The sequence below is a fragment of the Solirubrobacter ginsenosidimutans genome (genome assembly GCF_027587205.1).
The window spans coordinates 1-17153 of the sequence record NZ_JAPDOD010000020.1; the positions used below are offsets into that span (position 1 = coordinate 1).

The window sequence follows — 17153 nt, forward strand, 5'->3', positions numbered from 1 at the left end:
CGGAGGTGGCTTCGGCGGCGGCGGTGGCGGCGGTGGCCGTGGCGGCGGAGGCGGCTTCGGCGGCGGCGGTGGCCGTGGCGGCGGAGGCGGCTTCGGCGGCGGTGGCGGGCGTGGCGGCGGCGGCCAGGGTGGCCGCGGCGGCGGACGTCCCGACCTTTCCGGAGGGATCTCTCGCTAATGCTGTCTCCTAAGCGCGTCAAGTTCCGCAAGGTGCATCGCGGGCGCCGGCATGGCCTCTCGCGGGGCCAGCAGACGGTCGCCTTCGGCGATTACGGCCTGAAGGCCCTCGAGGCGGGTTGGCTCACCAACCGCCAGATCGAGGCTGCTCGTATCGCGATGACCCGCAAGATCAAGCGTGGCGGCAAGGTGTGGATCAACGTCTTCCCGGACAAGGCCTTCACCAAGAAGCCGGCCGAGACCCGCATGGGTTCCGGTAAGGGCAACCCCGAAGGCTGGGTTGCCGTCGTCAAGCCGGGCCGCGTCATGTTCGAGCTCTCCGGCGTGCCGGAGGATCTCGCTCGCGAGGCCATGCGCCTCGCGGGTCATAAGCTGCCTGTGAAGACCAAGTTCGTGTTGCGAGAGGACGGTCAGTGATGAAGTCGACCGAGCTCCGCGACCTCAGCGACAAGGAACTGCGCACGCACGTCGCCACCCAGCGGCGTGAGCTGTTCGGCCTGCGTCTCCAGCACGCCACCGGCGAGCTGGAGAACACGGCGGGCATGCGCACCGCCAAGCGCGACCTTGCTCGTGCCCTCACCGTCGCGCGTCAGCGCGGCGTCGATCCGACCCAGAAGAACGATGGCTGAATCCGAAGAGACAACTGAAAACGTGGAGGAGGTCTCCTCCGAGGCGACCGCCGAAGCGACGGCCTCTGAAGAGACGACCACCGCTGCTGCCGACGAGTCGGGGACGCGCAAGGAGCGCAACGCCGCCAAGCGCGCTGCCAAGGCCGAGCCGGCGGGGAACGCTCCGCGTACGCTCGAGGACCGCCTGGCCGACCGCGCGGCGCACAAGGAGCGCAACGCGCGTCAGCGCCGCGCGTACCGCGCCAAGCAGAAGGTCAAGCGCGCCGAGGTGCGTGCCGCCGCGCCTGCCGCGGTCGAAGAGCACGCTCCCGAGCATGGTCCCGGCCGTCCGAAGGTGCGTCAGGGCATCGTCGTGTCCTCCAAGGCGGACAAGACGATCACCGTGCGCGTGGACATCGCGCGCCGGCACAAGCGCTACCACAAGATCCTCCGCAGCTCCGTCACGCTCCACGCGCACGACGAGAGCAACAACGCCAACGCCGGTGACACCGTCCGCATCCAGGAATGCCGGCCGATGTCGCGGATGAAGCGCTGGCGGCTGCTGGATGTGCTGGAGCGTGCCCGATGATCCAGAACGAGACCCGTCTGCGCGTCGCCGACAACACCGGCGCGCGCGAGATCCTCACGATTCGCGTCATGGGCGGCTCGCGCCGCCGCTACGCGGGCGTGGGGGACATCATCGTGGCGACGGTCAAGGCGGCCAACCCGAACGGGACCGTCAAGAAGGGCGACGTGGTCAAGGCCGTGGTCGTGCGCACGAAGAAGGAATTCGGGCGTGACGACGGCACCTACATCGCGTTCGACGAGAACGCGGCCGTGATCATCGACGCCCAGAACAACCCGCGCGGCACGCGCATCTTCGGCCCGGTGGCGCGCGAGCTGCGCGACGGCGGCTTCATGAAGATCGTGTCGCTCGCCCCGGAGGTGCTCTAGACATGGCGAAGATCCGCCACGACGACAACGTGATCGTCATCTCGGGCAAGGACAAGGGCAAGATCGGCAAGGTCATTCGCGTCGAGCCCGACAAGGGCCGCGTGTACGTCGAAGGCCTGAACATGATCAAGCGCCACCAGCGCCCGGTCGCCGGCCGTCCCAACCTGCAGGTCGGGGTGATCGAGAAGGAAGGCCCGATCCACGTCTCCAACGTGGCCATCGTGGACCCGAAGGACCACAAGCCCACCCGCGTGGGCCATTCGACCAACGAGCAGGGCAAGCGCGTCCGCATCGCCCGCCGCTCCGGAGCAGAGCTCGACTGATGGCACGCCTCAAGGACCGATACAACGACGAGATCCGCGACGCCCTGATGGCGAAGTTCGGATACTCGACGCCGATGCAGGCCCCGCGCCTGCTCAAGGTGACGCTCAACATGGGCGTCGGCGAGGCCAAGCAGGACTCCAAGATGCTCGAGCTGGCCATCGGCCAGCTCGCGGACATCGCGGGACAGAAGCCGAACATCCGGCGGGCCCGCAAGTCCGTCGCCAACTTCAAGCTTCGCGAGGGCATGCCGGTCGGCCTGACGGTCACGCTGCGCGACGTCCGCGCCTACGAGTTCGTCGACCGCCTCACGTCCGTCGCGCTGCCGCGCATGCGTGACTTCCGCGGCCTGAACCCGAAGTCGTTCGACGGCCGCGGCAACTACAACATGGGCGTCAAGGAACACGTCATCTTCCCCGAGATCGATTACGACACGGTCGATCAGGTCCGGGGCTTGGACGTCGCGTTCACGACGACCGCTCAGAGCAACGCCGAGGCCTTCACGCTGCTCGACGCGCTCGGCCTCCCCTTTGCGCGCGATGGCCGCCCGAAGCAGTACGAGAGCATCCGTTCCGGCGAGCCCGTCGCGGCGTAAATAGCTAACCGACCAAGAGAGAACTTCTCGAATGGCTAAGACCTCCAAGAAAGTCGCGGCAAACCGCACGCCGAAGTACATGACGCGCTCGCAGTCGCGTTGTCGGCGTTGCGGTCGCCCGCGCGCCGTGTACCGCAAGTTCGGCCTGTGCCGCGTGTGCCTGCGCGAGCTGGCGCACAACGGCTTCATCCCCGGCATGACCAAGTCGAGCTGGTAGTCGCATCATGTCGATGACCGACCCCATCGCCGACTTCCTGACCCGGATCCGGAACGGCATCATGGCCGCGCACGAGACGGTGGAGATCCCCTCCAGCCGGCTCAAGCGCGAAATGGCCCGCATCCTGACCGAGCAGGGATACATCGAGGGCTTCGACGAGGCTCCGGGCGTGCCCGGCTCCGCCGCCGACAAGATCCTCGTGAAGCTCAAGTACACTGAGAACCGGACTTCGGTGATCTCCGGCCTGCGCCGGGTGTCCCGTCCCGGCCAGCGGCGCTACGTGGATTCGAAGCACATCCCGAAGGTCCTGGGCGGCATGGGCACCACGATCCTGTCCACTTCGCACGGCGTCATGACCGGCCACGAGGCCCGCGCAGCGGGCGTCGGCGGCGAGGTCGTCGCCGAGGTCTGGTAGGCACGCATGTCCCGCATCGGTAGAAAACCCATTCCCGTCCCCTCGACCGTCACCGTGACGGTGGAGCCTGAGGTCGTGCGTGTGAACGGGCCGCGGGGCAACCTCGAGGAGCGCAAGAACCGCGCGATCGAGGTGGTCCAGGAGGACGGCAACCTGCTCGTCACCCGCCCGACGGACCGCGCTGAGCACCGCGCCCTGCACGGCCTGACGCGATCGCTGATCGCGAACATGGTCGAGGGTGTCACCAACGGCTTCACGAAGACGCTGGAGATCCAGGGCGTCGGTTACCGCGCGCTCTTGAAGGGCCGCGATCTCGAGCTCGCCCTGGGCTACTCGCACCCGGTGCCGATCAAGGCGCCGGAGGGCATCGAGTTCGAGGTTCCGATCCCGACGCGCATCATCGTCAAGGGCAACAACAAGCAGGTTGTCGGCGAGATCGCGGCGATCATCCGCAAGCAGCGGCCCCCGGAGCCCTACAAGGGCAAGGGTGTCCGTTACCAGGGCGAGTACGTCGCCCGGAAGGTCGGTAAGCGCGCATGACCGTTCTGTCGCCCCCCACGCGGCGCCTCAAGCGCCGCCGTCGCGTCCGCGCGAAGGTGCACGGCACCGCCGAGCGTCCCCGGATCTCGGTGTTCCGTTCCAATCGCGGCCTCTTCGCCCAGCTCATCGACGACGAAGCGGGTCGTACCCTCACCGCGGTCCAGTGGACCGAGGCCGAGGTGCGCTCCCTCAAGCCGATGGAGCAGGCCACGGAGCTGGGCAAGCTGCTCGCTTCGCGTGCCAAGGCCGCAGGCATCGACTCCGCCGTGTTCGATCGCGGCGGCTACCAGTACCACGGCCGTGTCAAGGCCCTGGCCGAGGGCGCCCGCGAGGGCGGCCTCACCTTCTAAGACCGCTACCCTCGAAGGACTCCATGGCAGCCCCCGATCGATCAATCTCAGCCTCCGGCTTCGACCTCCAGGAACGCGTCGTCGAGATCAACCGCGTCGCCAAGGTCGTCAAGGGCGGCCGGCGGTTCTCGTTCACCGCGCTGGTCGTCGTCGGCGACGAGAACGGCGTGGTGGGTGTTGGCTACGGCAAGGCCAACGAGGTCCCACTGGCCATTCAGAAGGGCGTTGAGCGCGCGAAGAAGAACCTGTTCAAGGTTCCGCGTCACGGCTCGACGATCACCCATCAGACCACGGGCATCTTCGGCTCCGGCCGCGTCTTCCTGAAGCCCGCGTCCCCCGGTACCGGCGTCATCGCCGGTGGCGGCGTGCGCGCGGTGCTCGAGCTCGCCGGGATCCACGACATCCTCTCGAAGTCGCTCGGCTCCCAGAACCCGATCAACCTGGTCAAGGCGACCATCGCCGGTCTGCAGGACCTGCGTAAGCCGGAGGAGATCGCCGCCCTGCGCGGCATCTCCGTCGACAAGGTCCTCGGCCTGGGCGGCAAGCCGCCCGTCGTGGCCGAGGCGCCCGTCTCCGAGGAGGCTCCGGCCGAGACCGAGGCCGAGGCCGCTGAGGAGGTCGCGCCCGCATGAGCACGCTCGTCATCACCCAGGTGAAGTCCGCCAACGGCACCAACGGCCGTCAGCGGGACACGCTGCGCTCGCTCGGCCTGCGCGGCATCGGTAAGAAGGTGGAGCGCCCGGACTCCGAGCCGCTGCGCGGCATGGTCCACGCCGTCCGCCATCTCGTTGTTGTCGAGGAGAAGTCATGAGTGAGCAGGACGCCGTCAACGAGGAGCTCCGCGCCGAGGGCGTCGGGCTCCATTCGCTGAAGCCGGCTCCCGGCTCCAAGAAGGACCGCAAGCGCGTCGGTCGCGGCCATGGCTCCGGTCACGGCAAGACCTCGGGTCGTGGCCACAAGGGCTACAACTCGCGCGCCGGCGCCAAGCAGCGCGCCCGCTTCGAGGGCGGTCAGAACCCGCTCCACATGCGGATGCGCAAGCTGCGCGGCCCGAACAAGAAGATGTCGATGCCGTTCGAGATGTTCCGGACGCACACGCAGCACGTGAACCTGGACGATCTCGAGGCGCGCTTCGACGACGGCGCCGCGATCGGTCTCGCCGAGCTCAAGTCGACGGGTCTGGCCAAGACGCGCGACGTGCCGGTCAAGATCCTCGGCCGCGGCGAGCTGACGAAGAAGTTCAGCGTGAGCGCCCACAAGTTCTCGGCGAGCGCTCGCTCGTCGATCGAGGGTGCCGGCGGCACCTGCCTTCTCATCGAAGACTAAGCGAGCGGCAACGTCATGATCTCCACGATCTTCAGTTCGTTCCGGGTCGCGGAGATCCGCAACAAGATCCTGTTCACGATGGCCGTGCTGGCCGTCTACCGGCTCGGGTCGTTCATTCCCGTCCCGGGCGTGAACACCCAGGCCGTCGACGACATCCAGAACAACTACGCCAACGGCGTGCTTGGGCTGCTGAACACGTTCACGGGCGGTGGGCTCTCGCGCATCGCCCTGTTCGCGCTCGGGATCATGCCGTACATCACGGCATCGATCATCCTGCAGCTGCTGGTCGTCGTCTCGCCCGCCCTGGAGAAGCTCCAGAAGGAAGGCGAGGTCGGGCAGGCGCGGATCACGCAGTACACGCGCTACCTGACGGTCGGCCTGGCTGCCGCCCAGGCCGTCGGCTACACGTTCCTCTTCCGCTCGCAGGGCTCCGCCGGCGGCACGCCGGTGTTCGAGAACTTCAACGCGGGCACCGTGATCCTCGTCGTGCTGTGTCTGACGGCCGGGTCGGTGCTGGTGATGTGGATGGGCGAGCTGATCACCCAGCGCGGCATCGGCAACGGCATCTCGCTGATGATCTTCGCCTCGATCGTCGCCCGCCTGCCGCACGGCATCCAGACGTGGTGGACGAACCCTGACCCGGTCTTCAAGATCATCATGCCGTTCCTCGCCATCGGCGTGGTCGCGGCGGTCGTGTTCATCCAGGAAGGCCAGCGCCGGATCCCGATCCAGTACGCCAAGCGCGTGATCGGCCGTCGCATGAGCTCCGGCGGGCAGACGTACCTCCCGCTGCGCGTGAACATGGCGGGCGTGATCCCGGTCATCTTCGCCGCCTCGATCATGGCGTTCCCGCCCACGATCGGGCAGCTCGTCCCGGGTCTGGAGGGTCTCGCGACCTTCTTCAACCCCGGCGGCTGGGCCTACGTGCTCGGCGAGACGCTGATGATCATCGTCTTCACGTACTTCTACACCGCGGTCACCTTCAACCCGGTCGACCAGGCGGACAACCTGAAGAAGTACGGCGGGTTCATTCCGGGTGTTCGCCCAGGCCGGCCGACGGCCGAGTTCCTGGACCGGATCCTCGCGCGGTTGACCTTCCCGGGAGCCCTGTACCTCGCGTCCGTGGCCGCGCTCCCGACCATCATCATCGCCTCCACCAACGCGCCGTCGAGCTTCTACTTCGGCGGTACCTCGCTCCTGATCGTCGTCGGCGTGGCCCTCGACACCATGAAGCAGCTGGAGGCACAGTTGATGATGCGCAACTACGAAGGCTTCCTGAAGTAGGCATGAGCGAGCTGAATCTCATTCTCCTCGGGCCCCCCGGGGCCGGTAAGGGCACCCAGGCCGCGCGGCTGCGCGAGGACTTCGGGCTGCCCTACATCGGCACCGGCGACCTCCTGCGCGAGCACAAGGAGAACGGCACCGAGCTCGGCCTGAAGGCCAAGGAGTACATGGACAACGGCGATCTCGTCCCGGACGAGCTCATCATCTCCATGATCCTGGACAAGGTCGAGGAAGACGGCGACGACGGGTTCCTGCTCGACGGCTTCCCGCGCACGGTCGGCCAGGCCGACGCGCTGAGCGAGGAGCTCGACAAGCTCGGGCGCCGGCTCACCGCCGCTTTGAGCATCGACGCGTCCGACGACGTCGTGCTCGCCCGGCTGTCCGGTCGCCGCCAGTGCTCCAACGGGCACCTGTACCACGTGGACTTCGACCCGCCCAAGCACGACAATGTCTGCGACCAGGACGGCAAGCCGCTTTTCCAGCGCAAGGACGACGAGCCCGAGACCGTCAAGAAGCGCCTGAAGACGTACCACAAGATGACCGAGCCGCTGAAGGACTACTACGACGAGCGCGGTCTGCTGCGTCGCTTCGACGGCACGCGGGACAAGACGGAGGTGCACGACCACATCCGCGCGACGCTCGCGACGCTGCGGTTGGAGGAACGGCTGTGATCATCCGCAAGTCCCCGGCCGAGATCGAGATGATGGCGGCTGCGGGCGAGATCCTGGTGCGAACCATGGATCTCCTTGCGGGCAAGATCCGGCCGGGCGTCACCACGCTGGACCTCGACCAGGCGGCGGAGAAGTTCATCCGCTCCCAGGGCGCCACACCCGCCTTCAAGGGCTACAAGGGTTTCAAGGGCTCGATCTGCGCTTCGCCGAACGACATGGTCGTCCACGGCATCCCGGGCAAGTACAAGCTCCAGCGCGGCGACATCATCTCCGTCGACATCGGCGTGGTGAAGGACGGCTGGGTCGCCGACGCCGCCCGCACCTTCCCGGTCGGCGACGTCTCACCGGTCGCGATGAAGCTGCTGGACGTGACCGAGGGCGCGCTGTTCGCCGCGGTCGAGCAGTGCCGCGTCGGCAATCGGCTGGGCGACGTCTCCCACGCCGTTCAGGAGCACGTCGAGTCGGCGGGATTGTCGATCGTCAAGTCTTTGGTCGGCCACGGCATCGGCCGCGACATGCACGAGGAGCCCCAGGTCCCCAACTACGGAGCCCCGGGCAAGGGCGTCGAGCTCAAAGAGGGCATGGTCCTCGCCGTCGAGCCGATGGTCAACGTCGGCCGCCACATGGTCCGCATGGGCGACGACGGCTGGGCGATCTACTCGCAGGACGGCTCGCTCGCCGCCCACTTCGAGTTCACCATCGCCATCACCGCGGCCGGCCCCCGCATCCTCACCCCCTGGCACCACCCCGAAGCGCAGCCCGCCGCCGCGGCCTAGTTCTGGCGGCTGCGCCGTAGCGCAGCCGTGGCATCATTCCGTCCGATGGATCGACGGAGCGGCGGCTGGATGGCGGCCTTTTTGGTGCTCGCGCTGATGGGGATCGGCGCGCCTGCGGCTCGGGCGGGGACGTATGACGTGTACGCGTGCGACACGCCCGCGGGGACGTTCACGAACCACTCGTGGGACATCAAGGCTGCGTCGCAGTTCACGACCGGGACGTGCTCTGCACCTGGCGGCACGATGTTCCTCGACGCGAATGCGAACCGGCTGTACGAACCGGGCGAGAACGTTTCGATGACGTTCAGCGCGCCGGCTGGCGCGACCATCGCCGAGTTCCGACTGCAGCGGTTCCTGTTCGAGTTCAACCCGGTCGACAACGACCCCGCGCGCAAGAAGCTGTACGACCTTGGGCAGCTCGGCTCGGTGCCGTTCGAGCTGACAGGGCAGCAGGACCCGGCGGTGCAGGCAGGACTGAGCGATCGATGGTATGCGGGTGGCGAGGCCTGGCAGACCGTCGACCCGGTCGTGACGCGAGGCTCGTTCGCGGCGCTCGCGGGCTACAAGGGGGACGCGACCTTCCTGCGGTACACGGTCGGGTGCCACACGACACCGTGCACTCTCTGGACCAACGGCGCGGGCGCGGCCGGGTCGATCCTGGCGCAGATCTTCTCCGCCACCGTCACGGTCAATGACCCGACGAAGCCGGAGATCGGGCGGGTGGTGCCGGCGGGGCTCGCGGCCGGTGGGTTCGTCGGTGGCGATGAGCCGCTGGCGTTCGACGCGAGGGACAACTCGGGGATCAAGTCGGCGCAGCTCGTCGACGTGACGTCGGGTGCGAGCGAGATCGTGATCGGCTCGCGTGAGTTCGCCTGCGACTACTCGTATCCCGCGCCGTGCCCGCAGGCGACGGGGGCGGAGATCACGCCGAGCGGGCTGCCGGCCGGGAATCGCCTGCTGCAGCTGCGGGTCACCGATGCGGGCGGGAACACCGCGGCGTCGGCGGCCTTCGGCGTGCTGGTGAGCGGCGCGGCGAACGGGTCGCCGCCGGACCCGAGCGCGAAGCTGACGGCGACCTTCGCGCGCAACCGGCGCAAGAGCATCGACGTCGCCTACGGCGGGCGGGCGAGCGTTCGCGGGCGGCTGACCGACGCGGCGGGCACGCCGATCGCCGGGGCGACGATCCAGGTGCTCGATCGGGCGCTGAGCGCCCGGACGACCTACGCGCCGCGGCTGGAGGTCACGACGGACGCCGACGGAAGATTCGGCGTGCTGCCCGGGCCCGGGACGGCGCGGGCGATCCGCTTCGAATATCGCTTCCGGAAGGCGCTGAGCGCGCCGAGCGCCGCGACCAGGGTCGAGCTGCGGGTCGCGGCCGGGGCGAGTCTCAGGATCTCCCCGAAGCGGGTGCGGCCGCGCGGGACGATCACGATCTCGGGGCGGCTGCGGGGCCTGCCGCTCCCGCGGTCGGGCAAGGTCGTGGACCTGCAGGCGTTCGAGAGCGGTAAGTGGCGCACGTTCGACACCGCCCGCGCGCGCAAGAACGCCCGCTTCACGAGCCGGTACCGGTTCCTGCGGGCGGGCAGCGGCGCATCCTTCCTGATCCGTGCCCGGATCCGCCGCGACGACTCGTACCCGTACTACCTCGGCTACTCGCCGCGCGTCCGTGTCCGGGTTCGCTGAGCGCCTGGCGGCCGCCGCGGCCGCGGCGGTGCTCGCCTGCCTCGCGCTCGCGCCGAGCGCGTCGGCGGGGACGTACGACGTCTACGCCTGCAACACGCCGGCGGGCCGGTTCGCCAACCACTCGTGGACGCTCTACACGACCGCAGGCGACTTCATCGCGCGCGACTGCAACCTCGCGGACGCCAACCCGGAGTTCTCGATCTCGAGCCCCAACGGGCAGACGTACGGCGTCTACCGCGGCGCGCAGCTGACATTCCAGGCCGCGCCTCAAACGACGATCGTCGGCTTTCGCTGGAACCGCAGCCTGCGCCACTTCAACCCGACCGACGGCGCGCCCGCCGGCTACGGCGCGTTCCTGAGCTCCTACGCGATGATCGGCGGCATCCCGCTCGAGGGCACCGGCGCCAACGACGCCGCGATCCAGGGCCCGCCCACGGCGGTCGGTGCGTGGGACGCCACGGGCGGGAAGGTGGACCGGACGGGCGACGTCTCGCTGCAGGACTACGCCATGGGTCGCGAGTACCACGGTGACGGCACCATCCTGCGGGCCGGGATCGGCTGCGCGGGCAACGGCTGCTCGCTGATGACCGACGACACGGAGGGGCCGGGCTACATCAGCTTCGCCATCCGCGGCGCGACCGTCACGCTCAACGACCCCGTGGCGCCCCGGATCGACCGTGTCACGCCCACCGTGCCGGCGGCGGGAGCGATGCTCGTGGGCGACGAGCCGGTGGCGTTCGACGCGGCCGACAACACCGGCATCAGGCGCGCGGAGGTCATCGACGTCTCCTCCGGCACCGCGCAGGTCGTCGGCGGGCGCGACTTCGCGTGCGATCACTCCTACGCCGCGCCGTGTCCGCTGACGCTCTCCGGCGAGCGGATCCCGGTCAACATCCCGAGCGGCGGGCAGCGGACGCTGCGGGTGCGGGTCATCGACGCCGGCGACAACGTGGCCGAGAGCCCGGCGTTCATCGAGGACGTCGGCGGCCCGCTCAACGGCAGCGGCGCGACCCCCGTGGCCCGCCTCAGCGCGTCGTTCTCGCGCAAGCGCAGCCGCGTCGACGTCGCCTACGGCCGCAGCGCCCGGATCAGCGGCCGGTTGACGGACGCGACCGGCAAGCCGATCACGGGGGCGACGATCCAGATCCTCGACCGCGAGCTCCGCAGCGGGACGCAGTACGGCCCGCGGCTGGAGGTCACGACGGACGCCGACGGGCGATTCAGCGTCGTGCCCGGGCCAGGTGCCGCCCGGGCGATCCGCTTCGAGTTCCGCTCCCGGCGCCTCCTTCCCGCGGCGGACGCGGCCGATTCGGTCGAGCTGCGCGTGGCGGCGGCAGCAACGCTCTCGATCACGCCGAGGCGGGTGCGCCCGCGGGGGACGATCCGGATCTCCGGGCGCCTCAAGGGCCTGCCGCTTCCGCGCTCGGGCAAGCTCGTCGAGCTGCAGGCGTTCGAGGCCGGCAAGTGGCGCGCGGTCGGCACGGTGCGCGCGCGGGGAGCCAAGGGGCGCTTCTCGACCACCTATCGCTTCCTGCGGGCGGGACGCGGCGCGTCGTTCTTGATCCGCGCCCGGATCCGCCGCGACGACTCCTATCCGTTCTACCTCGGCTACTCGCCGCGGGTGCGGGTCCGGGTCCGGTAGCGCCGGAACCCGAACAATCCCAGCAACGCCAGGAACGGCAGCGCGGTCAGCGCCTTCTCGCGCCCGTCGCACTCACCCACCTGATCGCACGCCGCCCGGCAGGAGCCGGCGGACGCCGCGAACGCCGCCGCGTCCCAGCGGCCCGGCTGGAAGAACGGCCCGAGCGGCGAGTCCTGCTCGGGCGGCACGTACCACCGGCCTCGCGAATCGCCCCAGGGAGTGCTCCGTCTCATCCACGACGGCGAGCTGGGCGAGACCTCGACGAGCCTCGGCGCCGTGACCACGCCGCGTCCGTCTGCCTCATCGTTGGGATCGGGCCACATGCGATCCCGCGTGCCCGCCCGCAGGTAGGACGCATGCGAGCCGTGGGCGGAGAACACCACCGGGCGCCCGTCGCGCAGCGTCACGGACCCGAACCCGCACCGCTCGGCACCCGAGTGCTGCGCGTAGACCGCCTCGACCGGACGCCCGCGAGCGGTCACCCGGAACTGCACGAGCTCCCAATCACCCTCGTGGCGGCCGGAGCGCACGATCCCGCGATCCTGGTCCTGGTAGTCATAATGCAGCCAGTACTGCAGCCAGGCGCCGCCGTCCGGCAACGCCACCGCGTGCCCGTACGCGGCGGGCGGGCCTCCCCCGACGGCGCTCAGCGGGAAGCTCTCGCGCGAATCGTGGACTACGATCGGGTTAAGAGCAGCGAGCAAGACCGCGGCTTCGGTGAGCATCGAGCAGGAGTATCGCGTGCCCTGGCATTCCCCGGAACCATGCGAATTGCAGGGCCTTAGCAGGCGGCCCGGCGGCAACGGAGCCTTTGCTAATCTACTCTGTCGCGCTCGGAGCCGGGAGGCTTCTGCGTGTGAACCGCTCCGGGGGCATGGTAGCGGCGGCCGACCCGGCCGCCAGAGCCACCCCGTCTGGATCATCAGCCGAAAGGGATCATGAAGGTACGACCGTCGGTTAAGCCGATGTGTGAAAAGTGCAAGATCATCCGCCGCCACGGTCGGGTGCTCGTGATCTGCCAGAACCCCCGGCACAAGCAGCGCCAGGGGTAAGGATCAAGCATGGCTCGCATCGCAGGGATCAACATCCCCCTCAACAAGCGCGTGGAGATTGGCCTGACCTACATCTACGGGATCGGGCGCCCCACCTCGAACGACATCCTCGCCGCAATCGGGATCGAGCCGGACCGCAAGGTACGCGATCTCACGGATGACGAGGTCTCAAAGCTCCGCGACATCATCGACCGCGACTACGTCGTCGAGGGTGACCTGCGTCGCGAGCGCAGCCAGAACATCAAACGGCTGATGGAGATCGGGTGCTATCGCGGCCTGCGCCACCGGCGCGGCCTGCCGGTGCGCGGTCAGAACACCAAGACGAACGCTCGCACGCGCAAGGGTCCCAAGCGCATGCAGGTGGCAGGCAAGAAGAAGGCAGGTAAGAAGTAATGCCCGCTCCCCGCCGCCCCCAGCGCGGTCGTCGCAAGGTCAAGAAGAACGTCCCGATCGGCCAGGCGCACATCAAGACGTCGTTCAACAACACGATCGTCGCCCTGACCGACCGCGAAGGCAACGTCATCGCCTGGGAGTCCGCCGGCGGCGCCGGGTTCAAGGGCTCGCGCAAGTCGACTCCCTTCGCTGCGCAGGTGACGGCTGACGCCGCCGCGCGCAAGGGCATCGAGCAGGGCATGCAGAAGGTCGAAGTCTTCGTCAAGGGCCCGGGTTCGGGGCGCGAGACCGCGATCCGCAGCCTGCAGGCCGCGGGCCTCGAGGTCACGGGCGTCAAGGACGTCACCCCGCAGGCACACAACGGCTGCCGCCCCCGTAAGCGGCGCAGGGTCTAGGAACACATGGCACGCGATACCTCTCCACAGTGCAAGCAGTGCCGCCGCGAGGGACAGAAGTTGTTCCTCAAGGGCGAGCGCTGCCTGACCGACAAGTGCGGCGTCGAGCGCCGGTCCTACCCGCCGGGTGACCATGGCCGCGGCCGTCAGAAGCAGTCCGAGTACCGGGTCCAGCTGCGTGAGAAGCAGAAGGCCCGCCGCTACTACGGCGTGCTCGAAAAGCAGTTCCGGATTTACTACGACAAGGCTTCGCGGCAGCCCGGGATCACGGGCGAGAACCTGCTGCGCATGCTCGAGTGCCGTTTCGACAACGTGCTCGTGCGCCTCGGCTTCGCCGCTTCGCGCCGTCAGGCGCGGCAGCTGATCCGTCACGGGCACTGGGCCATCAATGGCCGTCGTGTGGACATCCCGTCGTATCAGGTGCGCGAGAGCGACGTGATCACGTTCAAGCCCGGCAGCGATGCCGAGACCGTGATCCGCGACGCCACCGAGCTCGTTGCCCAGGTCCCGGCCTGGCTCCAGGCCGACCACGATCAGCTGACCGCGAAGGTCCTGCGGAAGCCCGAGCGCGCGGAAATCGCCGCGCCGGTGCAGGAACAGCTCATCGTGGAGCTTTACTCGAAGTAGGTCATAGCCCTCCCCACCCCCCTGGCCGCGCAGCCGGCGCCGCCAGGGCTTGCCTCCCCACACGAGAACGACGTTAGGACCCTGATGCTCGACTTCCAGATCCCCCGGATCACGTCCGAATCGGTTGAAGATAACCGCGGGCAGTTCGTGGTTGAGCCGCTTGATCGCGGCTTCGGCTACACATTCGGGAACTCGCTGCGCCGCGTGCTGCTTGCCAGCCTCGCGGGCGCTGCGGTGACCTCTGTCCGGATCGAAGGGGTTGCGCACGAGTTCTCCACGATCAAGGGCGTCACCGAGGACGTGACCGACATCGTCCTCAACCTCAAGGGCATCGTGTGCCGCATGCACTCGGATGCGACCGAGGTCGAGGCGCCGCTCGTCGTGACTGGGCCGGGTGAGATCACCGCGCGGGACATCGATCTCCCTTCGGGCGTTGAGATCCTCAACCCTGACGCGCACATCGCCACGCTGGACAAGAAGACGAAGCTGGAGCTCTATCTCACGATCGGGCGCGGCCGCGGCTACCGTCCGGCCGAGGAGAACAAGTCGCCCGATCAGCCGATCGGCGTCATCCCGATCGACTCGATCTTCTCGCCGGTGCGCCGCGTCGCGTACTCGGTCGAGCAGGCTCGCGTCGGCCAGCGCACCGACTTCGACAAGCTGACGCTGGACATCGAGACCGACGGCTCGATCGACCCGCAGGCCGCGCTCCGCGAGGCCGCCGAGATCCTGATCTCGAGCCTGTCGATCTTCACCGACGAAGACCGCATCGAGGACCTGCGCGCCGGCCCCGGCCTCGCGCTGGACAACGGTGCCGGCCCCGGCGGCCAGATGCTGCCCCAGGGCGGCGGCAACCGTGGCGGCGGCCCGATGGACGACATCCTCATCGAGGAGCTCGAGCTCGGCGTTCGCTCGTACAACTGCCTCAAGCGGGCGGGAATTCAGACGGTCGGCGACCTCGTGTCGAAGTCGGAGGGCGAGCTTGCCGCCATCCCGAACTTCGGTAAGAAGTCCATCGACGAAGTCATCGAGACCCTCTCGCAGCGGGGTCTGACGCTGCGCACCGACTGACACAGCCATGCGCCATCAAAAGACCCGTCATAAGTTGAGCCGCGACAGCGCCCATCGCAAGGCGCTGCTCGCGAACCTCTGCATCGAGGTCATCGACCACGAGCGGATCAAGACCACCGAGGCCAAGGCCAAGGCGGTCAAGCCGGAGATCGAGAAGCTGATCACGCTCGCGCGCAAGGGCGACCTGCACGCGCGCCGCCAGGCGACCTCGATCCTCCAGCACCCCGACAAGGGCGTGATCTACAAGCTCTTCGAGGAGATCGCTCCGCGCTACACCGAGCGGCCGGGTGGCTACACCCGCATCCTCAAGCTCGGCCCGCGCATGTCGGACAGCACGGAAATGGTCTACATCGAACTGGTCTGACCACCAAGCTCGTTCTTGAGTACGACGGCGGCCCCTTCGCGGGGTGGGCACTTCAGCCCGGACTGCGAACGGTGGCCGCCGAAGTCGTTAACGCCCTCAGCATCGTCCTGCGCCAGCCGGTCGACCTGGTCGTGGCGGGCCGCACCGACCGCGGGGTCCACGCGCTCGGGCAGGTCGTCTCCTATGCCGGGCCGCCGCCCATCCTGCGCGGGGTCAACGCGGTGCTCCCCGACGAGATCGTCGTGCTCTCCGCCGAGGTGGCCGACCCGGAGTTCTCGGCGCGCCACGACGCGCGCACGCGCAGCTACATGTACCGCGTCCTCGCCCGCCGGACCCCGTCCGCGTTCGAGCGCGGCCGGTCGCTGTGGTGGCCGCACCGCGTCGACTTCGAGGCGCTGCAGGCCTGCGCGGCGGCGCTCGTCGGCACCCACGACTTCACCGCGTTCACGCCGACGGAGACCTACCACCGCCGCTTCACGCGCGACGTCCTCTCCGCGCGCTGGGAGCGCCACGGCGACGTCCTCGAGTTCCACATCGAGGCCGACTCGTTCATGCGCAACATGAACCGGATCCTGATCGGGACGATGCTCGAGGTCGCCGAAGAGCGCCGGACGCTGGACGACTTCCTCTCCCTGCTCGACGGCGCGCCGCGCTCGCGGGCGGGCAAGACCGCGCCGCCGTACGGCCTCTACCTGAAGGGCGTCAGCTACGGGCCGGGGCGGCGGCCGAGGAACTAGCGACCCGGTCCTTGCCCGTGCGCTTGGCGTTGGCGAGCGCCGTGTCGGCGTATTGCAGCAGCATGTCGCCGCCGCGAGACCCGATCGCCCAGCCGACGCTGATCCGCACGGTGCCGAGCCGCACGGCGTCCAGGAGCCGGTGCGCCAGCGCCTCCATTCCCGCCTCGTCGGCGCCCGGGACCAGGACGGCGAACTCGTCGCCACCCAGCCGCGCCGCCAGATCGCCCGCGCGGCAGCTCGCGCCCAGGCAGCCGGCCAGGAACACCAGCGCGCGGTCGCCGCCCGGGTGGCCGTGCAGCGTGTTGACCGCCTTGAAGTCGTCGACGTCGAGCATCAGCAGGCCGACCTGCTCGTCGCGTGCGCGGCCGCCGGAGCCGTCCATCGCCTCGATCAGCGCGCGCCGGTTCGCCAGGCCGGTGAGCGGGTCGGTGCGCGCGAGCTCGTCGGCGCGGACCCGCAGCTCGATCATTCCGCGCTTGCCGGAGATCAGCAGCCAGGCGAGCAGCCAGTAGCAGGGGCCGACGATCAGCAGCTCGCCGGCCAGGCCGGTGTCGAGCGCGCTGGAGTCGTAGGCGAGCGGCAGCTCGTGGAGGGCGAGGACGAACGGGAGGTACGGCCACGCCTCCGACGTGCGGAAGAAGTACGCGGCGAAGACCAGGACGAGCATGGTCAGCAGCCGCGCGGGGGAGTGCGCGCCGCCGGTGTCGTGCGTCGCGACCGCGATCGACAGCCCGCCCAGGACGGTCGAGAGGTGCATGACCGAGCCGGGTGCCGTGCGCCAGTGGATCGTCGTGACGGCGACGATGCCCCACACCAAGGCCGCGATCCCGATCGGGAGCGTCGGCGTCAGGACCTTGCCGGTGGCTCCCGGGAACAGCGGCAGGAGCGTGGTGACGATCGCGCCGACGATGAACATCCAGCCGATGAGGCGCCCGGCAAGCGGGCGTTCGTCGAC

Annotated in this window: 28 protein-coding genes; 26 read left to right on the forward strand and 2 right to left on the reverse strand. The window is 69.0% G+C overall.

Annotated features, from left to right (window positions below; translation table 11 throughout):
* The 19 genes from OM076_RS20310 to OM076_RS20400 all read left to right on the forward strand — a co-directional run.
* A partial coding sequence (locus OM076_RS20310; protein WP_270041886.1) for a hypothetical protein occupies window positions 1–191 on the forward strand: 191 nt, incomplete at its 5' end.
* A complete protein-coding gene (gene rplP / locus OM076_RS20315) occupies window positions 178–594 on the forward strand; it encodes a 50S ribosomal protein L16 (protein ID WP_028061951.1) in 417 nt (138 codons plus the stop codon). The genes OM076_RS20310 and rplP, both read left to right, overlap by 14 nt.
* On the forward strand, window positions 594–806 hold the full coding sequence (gene rpmC / locus OM076_RS20320) for a 50S ribosomal protein L29 (protein ID WP_270041887.1): 213 nt from the start codon (window positions 594–596) through the stop codon (window positions 804–806). Before rplP ends, rpmC begins: the two co-directional genes overlap by 1 nt.
* Entirely contained in the window at window positions 799–1374 is a 576-nt protein-coding gene (gene rpsQ, locus OM076_RS46910; protein WP_372518066.1) for a 30S ribosomal protein S17, read from the forward strand. The genes rpmC and rpsQ overlap by 8 nt, the downstream gene beginning before the upstream one ends.
* A complete protein-coding gene (rplN, locus tag OM076_RS20330) occupies window positions 1371–1739 on the forward strand; it encodes a 50S ribosomal protein L14 (RefSeq protein ID WP_270041888.1) in 369 nt (122 codons plus the stop codon). The genes rpsQ and rplN overlap by 4 nt, the downstream gene beginning before the upstream one ends.
* A gap of 2 nt (window positions 1740–1741) precedes the next feature.
* Window positions 1742–2062: a 50S ribosomal protein L24 gene (gene rplX, locus OM076_RS20335; protein WP_270041890.1), complete on the forward strand. Its 321-nt coding sequence runs from the start codon at window positions 1742–1744 to the stop codon at window positions 2060–2062.
* Window positions 2062–2655: a 50S ribosomal protein L5 gene (rplE, locus tag OM076_RS20340; protein ID WP_270041891.1), complete on the forward strand. Its 594-nt coding sequence runs from the start codon at window positions 2062–2064 to the stop codon at window positions 2653–2655. The genes rplX and rplE overlap by 1 nt, the downstream gene beginning before the upstream one ends.
* A gap of 31 nt (window positions 2656–2686) precedes the next feature.
* Entirely contained in the window at window positions 2687–2872 is a 186-nt protein-coding gene (locus tag OM076_RS20345) for a type Z 30S ribosomal protein S14 (protein ID WP_270041892.1), read from the forward strand.
* Window positions 2873–2879: 7 nt separating this feature from the next.
* Window positions 2880–3287 (forward strand): 30S ribosomal protein S8, encoded by a 408-nt coding sequence (gene rpsH, locus OM076_RS20350; protein ID WP_270041893.1) that lies wholly within the window; start codon window positions 2880–2882, stop codon window positions 3285–3287.
* Between the two features lie 6 nt (window positions 3288–3293).
* Window positions 3294–3827, forward strand: coding sequence for a 50S ribosomal protein L6 (rplF, locus tag OM076_RS20355; protein WP_270041894.1), 534 nt, complete (start codon window positions 3294–3296; stop codon window positions 3825–3827).
* Window positions 3824–4177 (forward strand): 50S ribosomal protein L18, encoded by a 354-nt coding sequence (rplR, locus tag OM076_RS20360; protein WP_270041895.1) that lies wholly within the window; start codon window positions 3824–3826, stop codon window positions 4175–4177. Before rplF ends, rplR begins: the two co-directional genes overlap by 4 nt.
* Before the next feature lie 23 nt (window positions 4178–4200).
* Window positions 4201–4809 (forward strand): 30S ribosomal protein S5, encoded by a 609-nt coding sequence (gene rpsE / locus OM076_RS20365; RefSeq protein ID WP_270041896.1) that lies wholly within the window; start codon window positions 4201–4203, stop codon window positions 4807–4809.
* Window positions 4806–4988, forward strand: a complete 183-nt coding sequence (rpmD, locus tag OM076_RS20370) for a 50S ribosomal protein L30 (RefSeq protein WP_270041897.1) — start codon at window positions 4806–4808, stop codon at window positions 4986–4988. The genes rpsE and rpmD overlap by 4 nt, the downstream gene beginning before the upstream one ends.
* Window positions 4985–5503, forward strand: coding sequence for a 50S ribosomal protein L15 (rplO, locus tag OM076_RS20375; RefSeq protein ID WP_270041898.1), 519 nt, complete (start codon window positions 4985–4987; stop codon window positions 5501–5503). The genes rpmD and rplO overlap by 4 nt, the downstream gene beginning before the upstream one ends.
* Window positions 5504–5518: 15 nt before the next feature.
* Window positions 5519–6787: a preprotein translocase subunit SecY gene (secY, locus tag OM076_RS20380; RefSeq protein WP_270041899.1), complete on the forward strand. Its 1269-nt coding sequence runs from the start codon at window positions 5519–5521 to the stop codon at window positions 6785–6787.
* Between the two features lie 2 nt (window positions 6788–6789).
* Window positions 6790–7458, forward strand: coding sequence for an adenylate kinase (locus tag OM076_RS20385; RefSeq protein ID WP_270041900.1), 669 nt, complete (start codon window positions 6790–6792; stop codon window positions 7456–7458).
* Entirely contained in the window at window positions 7455–8234 is a 780-nt protein-coding gene (map, locus tag OM076_RS20390) for a type I methionyl aminopeptidase (RefSeq protein ID WP_270041901.1), read from the forward strand. Before OM076_RS20385 ends, map begins: the two co-directional genes overlap by 4 nt.
* Before the next feature lie 45 nt (window positions 8235–8279).
* A complete protein-coding gene (locus OM076_RS20395) occupies window positions 8280–9917 on the forward strand; it encodes a carboxypeptidase-like regulatory domain-containing protein (protein WP_270041902.1) in 1638 nt (545 codons plus the stop codon).
* Complete coding sequence (locus OM076_RS20400; protein WP_270041903.1) at window positions 9901–11559, forward strand: carboxypeptidase-like regulatory domain-containing protein; 1659 nt, start codon at window positions 9901–9903, stop codon at window positions 11557–11559. Before OM076_RS20395 ends, OM076_RS20400 begins: the two co-directional genes overlap by 17 nt.
* Here OM076_RS20400 and OM076_RS20405 read toward each other — a convergent pair.
* Complete coding sequence (locus OM076_RS20405; protein WP_270041904.1) at window positions 11526–12284, reverse strand: Vps62-related protein; 759 nt, start codon at window positions 12282–12284, stop codon at window positions 11526–11528. The genes OM076_RS20400 and OM076_RS20405 overlap by 34 nt on opposite strands.
* Before the next feature lie 213 nt (window positions 12285–12497).
* Between OM076_RS20405 and rpmJ the strand changes: the two genes are divergently transcribed.
* From rpmJ to truA, 7 genes are all read left to right on the forward strand, one after another.
* Entirely contained in the window at window positions 12498–12611 is a 114-nt protein-coding gene (gene rpmJ / locus OM076_RS20410) for a 50S ribosomal protein L36 (protein ID WP_081685960.1), read from the forward strand.
* 9 nt (window positions 12612–12620) lie between these two features.
* Window positions 12621–13004 carry a 30S ribosomal protein S13 gene (gene rpsM / locus OM076_RS20415; RefSeq protein WP_028061933.1) on the forward strand — a complete coding sequence of 128 codons (384 nt, stop codon included), beginning with the start codon at window positions 12621–12623 and terminating at the stop codon, window positions 13002–13004.
* Window positions 13004–13399: a 30S ribosomal protein S11 gene (gene rpsK / locus OM076_RS20420; RefSeq protein ID WP_028059524.1), complete on the forward strand. Its 396-nt coding sequence runs from the start codon at window positions 13004–13006 to the stop codon at window positions 13397–13399. The genes rpsM and rpsK overlap by 1 nt, the downstream gene beginning before the upstream one ends.
* Window positions 13400–13405: 6 nt before the next feature.
* Entirely contained in the window at window positions 13406–14026 is a 621-nt protein-coding gene (rpsD, locus tag OM076_RS20425; protein WP_270041905.1) for a 30S ribosomal protein S4, read from the forward strand.
* Window positions 14027–14110: 84 nt separating this feature from the next.
* Window positions 14111–15097 (forward strand): DNA-directed RNA polymerase subunit alpha, encoded by a 987-nt coding sequence (locus OM076_RS20430; RefSeq protein WP_270041906.1) that lies wholly within the window; start codon window positions 14111–14113, stop codon window positions 15095–15097.
* A 7-nt stretch (window positions 15098–15104) separates the two neighbouring features.
* Window positions 15105–15461 carry a 50S ribosomal protein L17 gene (gene rplQ, locus OM076_RS20435; protein WP_270041907.1) on the forward strand — a complete coding sequence of 119 codons (357 nt, stop codon included), beginning with the start codon at window positions 15105–15107 and terminating at the stop codon, window positions 15459–15461.
* Window positions 15458–16198: a tRNA pseudouridine(38-40) synthase TruA gene (gene truA, locus OM076_RS20440; RefSeq protein ID WP_270042047.1), complete on the forward strand. Its 741-nt coding sequence runs from the start codon at window positions 15458–15460 to the stop codon at window positions 16196–16198. Before rplQ ends, truA begins: the two co-directional genes overlap by 4 nt.
* On the opposite strand, the gene OM076_RS20445 is transcribed toward truA, so the two are convergent.
* Entirely contained in the window at window positions 16164–17114 is a 951-nt protein-coding gene (locus OM076_RS20445; protein WP_270041908.1) for a GGDEF domain-containing protein, read from the reverse strand. The two genes, truA and OM076_RS20445, sit on opposite strands and share 35 nt — an antisense overlap.
* Window positions 17115–17153: the final 39 nt, after the last annotated feature.

Bases quoted from the DNA above. Each gene is read 5' to 3' on its own strand.
- OM076_RS20445 (WP_270041908.1), bottom strand. From the start codon at position 17,114: ATGTTCATCGTCGGCGCGATCGTCACCACGCTCCTGCCGCTGTTCCCG.
- OM076_RS20405 (WP_270041904.1), bottom strand. From the start codon at position 12,284: ATGCTCACCGAAGCCGCGGTCTTGCTCGCTGCTCTTAACCCGATCGTA.
- rpsK (WP_028059524.1), top strand. From the start codon at position 13,004: ATGCCCGCTCCCCGCCGCCCCCAGCGCGGTCGTCGCAAGGTCAAGAAG.
- rplQ (WP_270041907.1), top strand. From the start codon at position 15,105: ATGCGCCATCAAAAGACCCGTCATAAGTTGAGCCGCGACAGCGCCCAT.
- rpmJ (WP_081685960.1), top strand. From the start codon at position 12,498: ATGAAGGTACGACCGTCGGTTAAGCCGATGTGTGAAAAGTGCAAGATC.
- rplX (WP_270041890.1), top strand. From the start codon at position 1,742: ATGGCGAAGATCCGCCACGACGACAACGTGATCGTCATCTCGGGCAAG.
- rplN (WP_270041888.1), top strand. From the start codon at position 1,371: ATGATCCAGAACGAGACCCGTCTGCGCGTCGCCGACAACACCGGCGCG.
- secY (WP_270041899.1), top strand. From the start codon at position 5,519: ATGATCTCCACGATCTTCAGTTCGTTCCGGGTCGCGGAGATCCGCAAC.
- rpsH (WP_270041893.1), top strand. From the start codon at position 2,880: ATGTCGATGACCGACCCCATCGCCGACTTCCTGACCCGGATCCGGAAC.
- rpsD (WP_270041905.1), top strand. From the start codon at position 13,406: ATGGCACGCGATACCTCTCCACAGTGCAAGCAGTGCCGCCGCGAGGGA.
- rplP (WP_028061951.1), top strand. From the start codon at position 178: ATGCTGTCTCCTAAGCGCGTCAAGTTCCGCAAGGTGCATCGCGGGCGC.
- rplF (WP_270041894.1), top strand. From the start codon at position 3,294: ATGTCCCGCATCGGTAGAAAACCCATTCCCGTCCCCTCGACCGTCACC.
- rpsQ (WP_372518066.1), top strand. From the start codon at position 799: ATGGCTGAATCCGAAGAGACAACTGAAAACGTGGAGGAGGTCTCCTCC.
- rplR (WP_270041895.1), top strand. From the start codon at position 3,824: ATGACCGTTCTGTCGCCCCCCACGCGGCGCCTCAAGCGCCGCCGTCGC.
- rpmC (WP_270041887.1), top strand. From the start codon at position 594: ATGAAGTCGACCGAGCTCCGCGACCTCAGCGACAAGGAACTGCGCACG.
- rpsM (WP_028061933.1), top strand. From the start codon at position 12,621: ATGGCTCGCATCGCAGGGATCAACATCCCCCTCAACAAGCGCGTGGAG.
- OM076_RS20345 (WP_270041892.1), top strand. From the start codon at position 2,687: ATGGCTAAGACCTCCAAGAAAGTCGCGGCAAACCGCACGCCGAAGTAC.
- OM076_RS20395 (WP_270041902.1), top strand. From the start codon at position 8,280: ATGGATCGACGGAGCGGCGGCTGGATGGCGGCCTTTTTGGTGCTCGCG.
- rpmD (WP_270041897.1), top strand. From the start codon at position 4,806: ATGAGCACGCTCGTCATCACCCAGGTGAAGTCCGCCAACGGCACCAAC.
- rplO (WP_270041898.1), top strand. From the start codon at position 4,985: ATGAGTGAGCAGGACGCCGTCAACGAGGAGCTCCGCGCCGAGGGCGTC.
- OM076_RS20430 (WP_270041906.1), top strand. From the start codon at position 14,111: ATGCTCGACTTCCAGATCCCCCGGATCACGTCCGAATCGGTTGAAGAT.
- rplE (WP_270041891.1), top strand. From the start codon at position 2,062: ATGGCACGCCTCAAGGACCGATACAACGACGAGATCCGCGACGCCCTG.
- OM076_RS20385 (WP_270041900.1), top strand. From the start codon at position 6,790: ATGAGCGAGCTGAATCTCATTCTCCTCGGGCCCCCCGGGGCCGGTAAG.
- rpsE (WP_270041896.1), top strand. From the start codon at position 4,201: ATGGCAGCCCCCGATCGATCAATCTCAGCCTCCGGCTTCGACCTCCAG.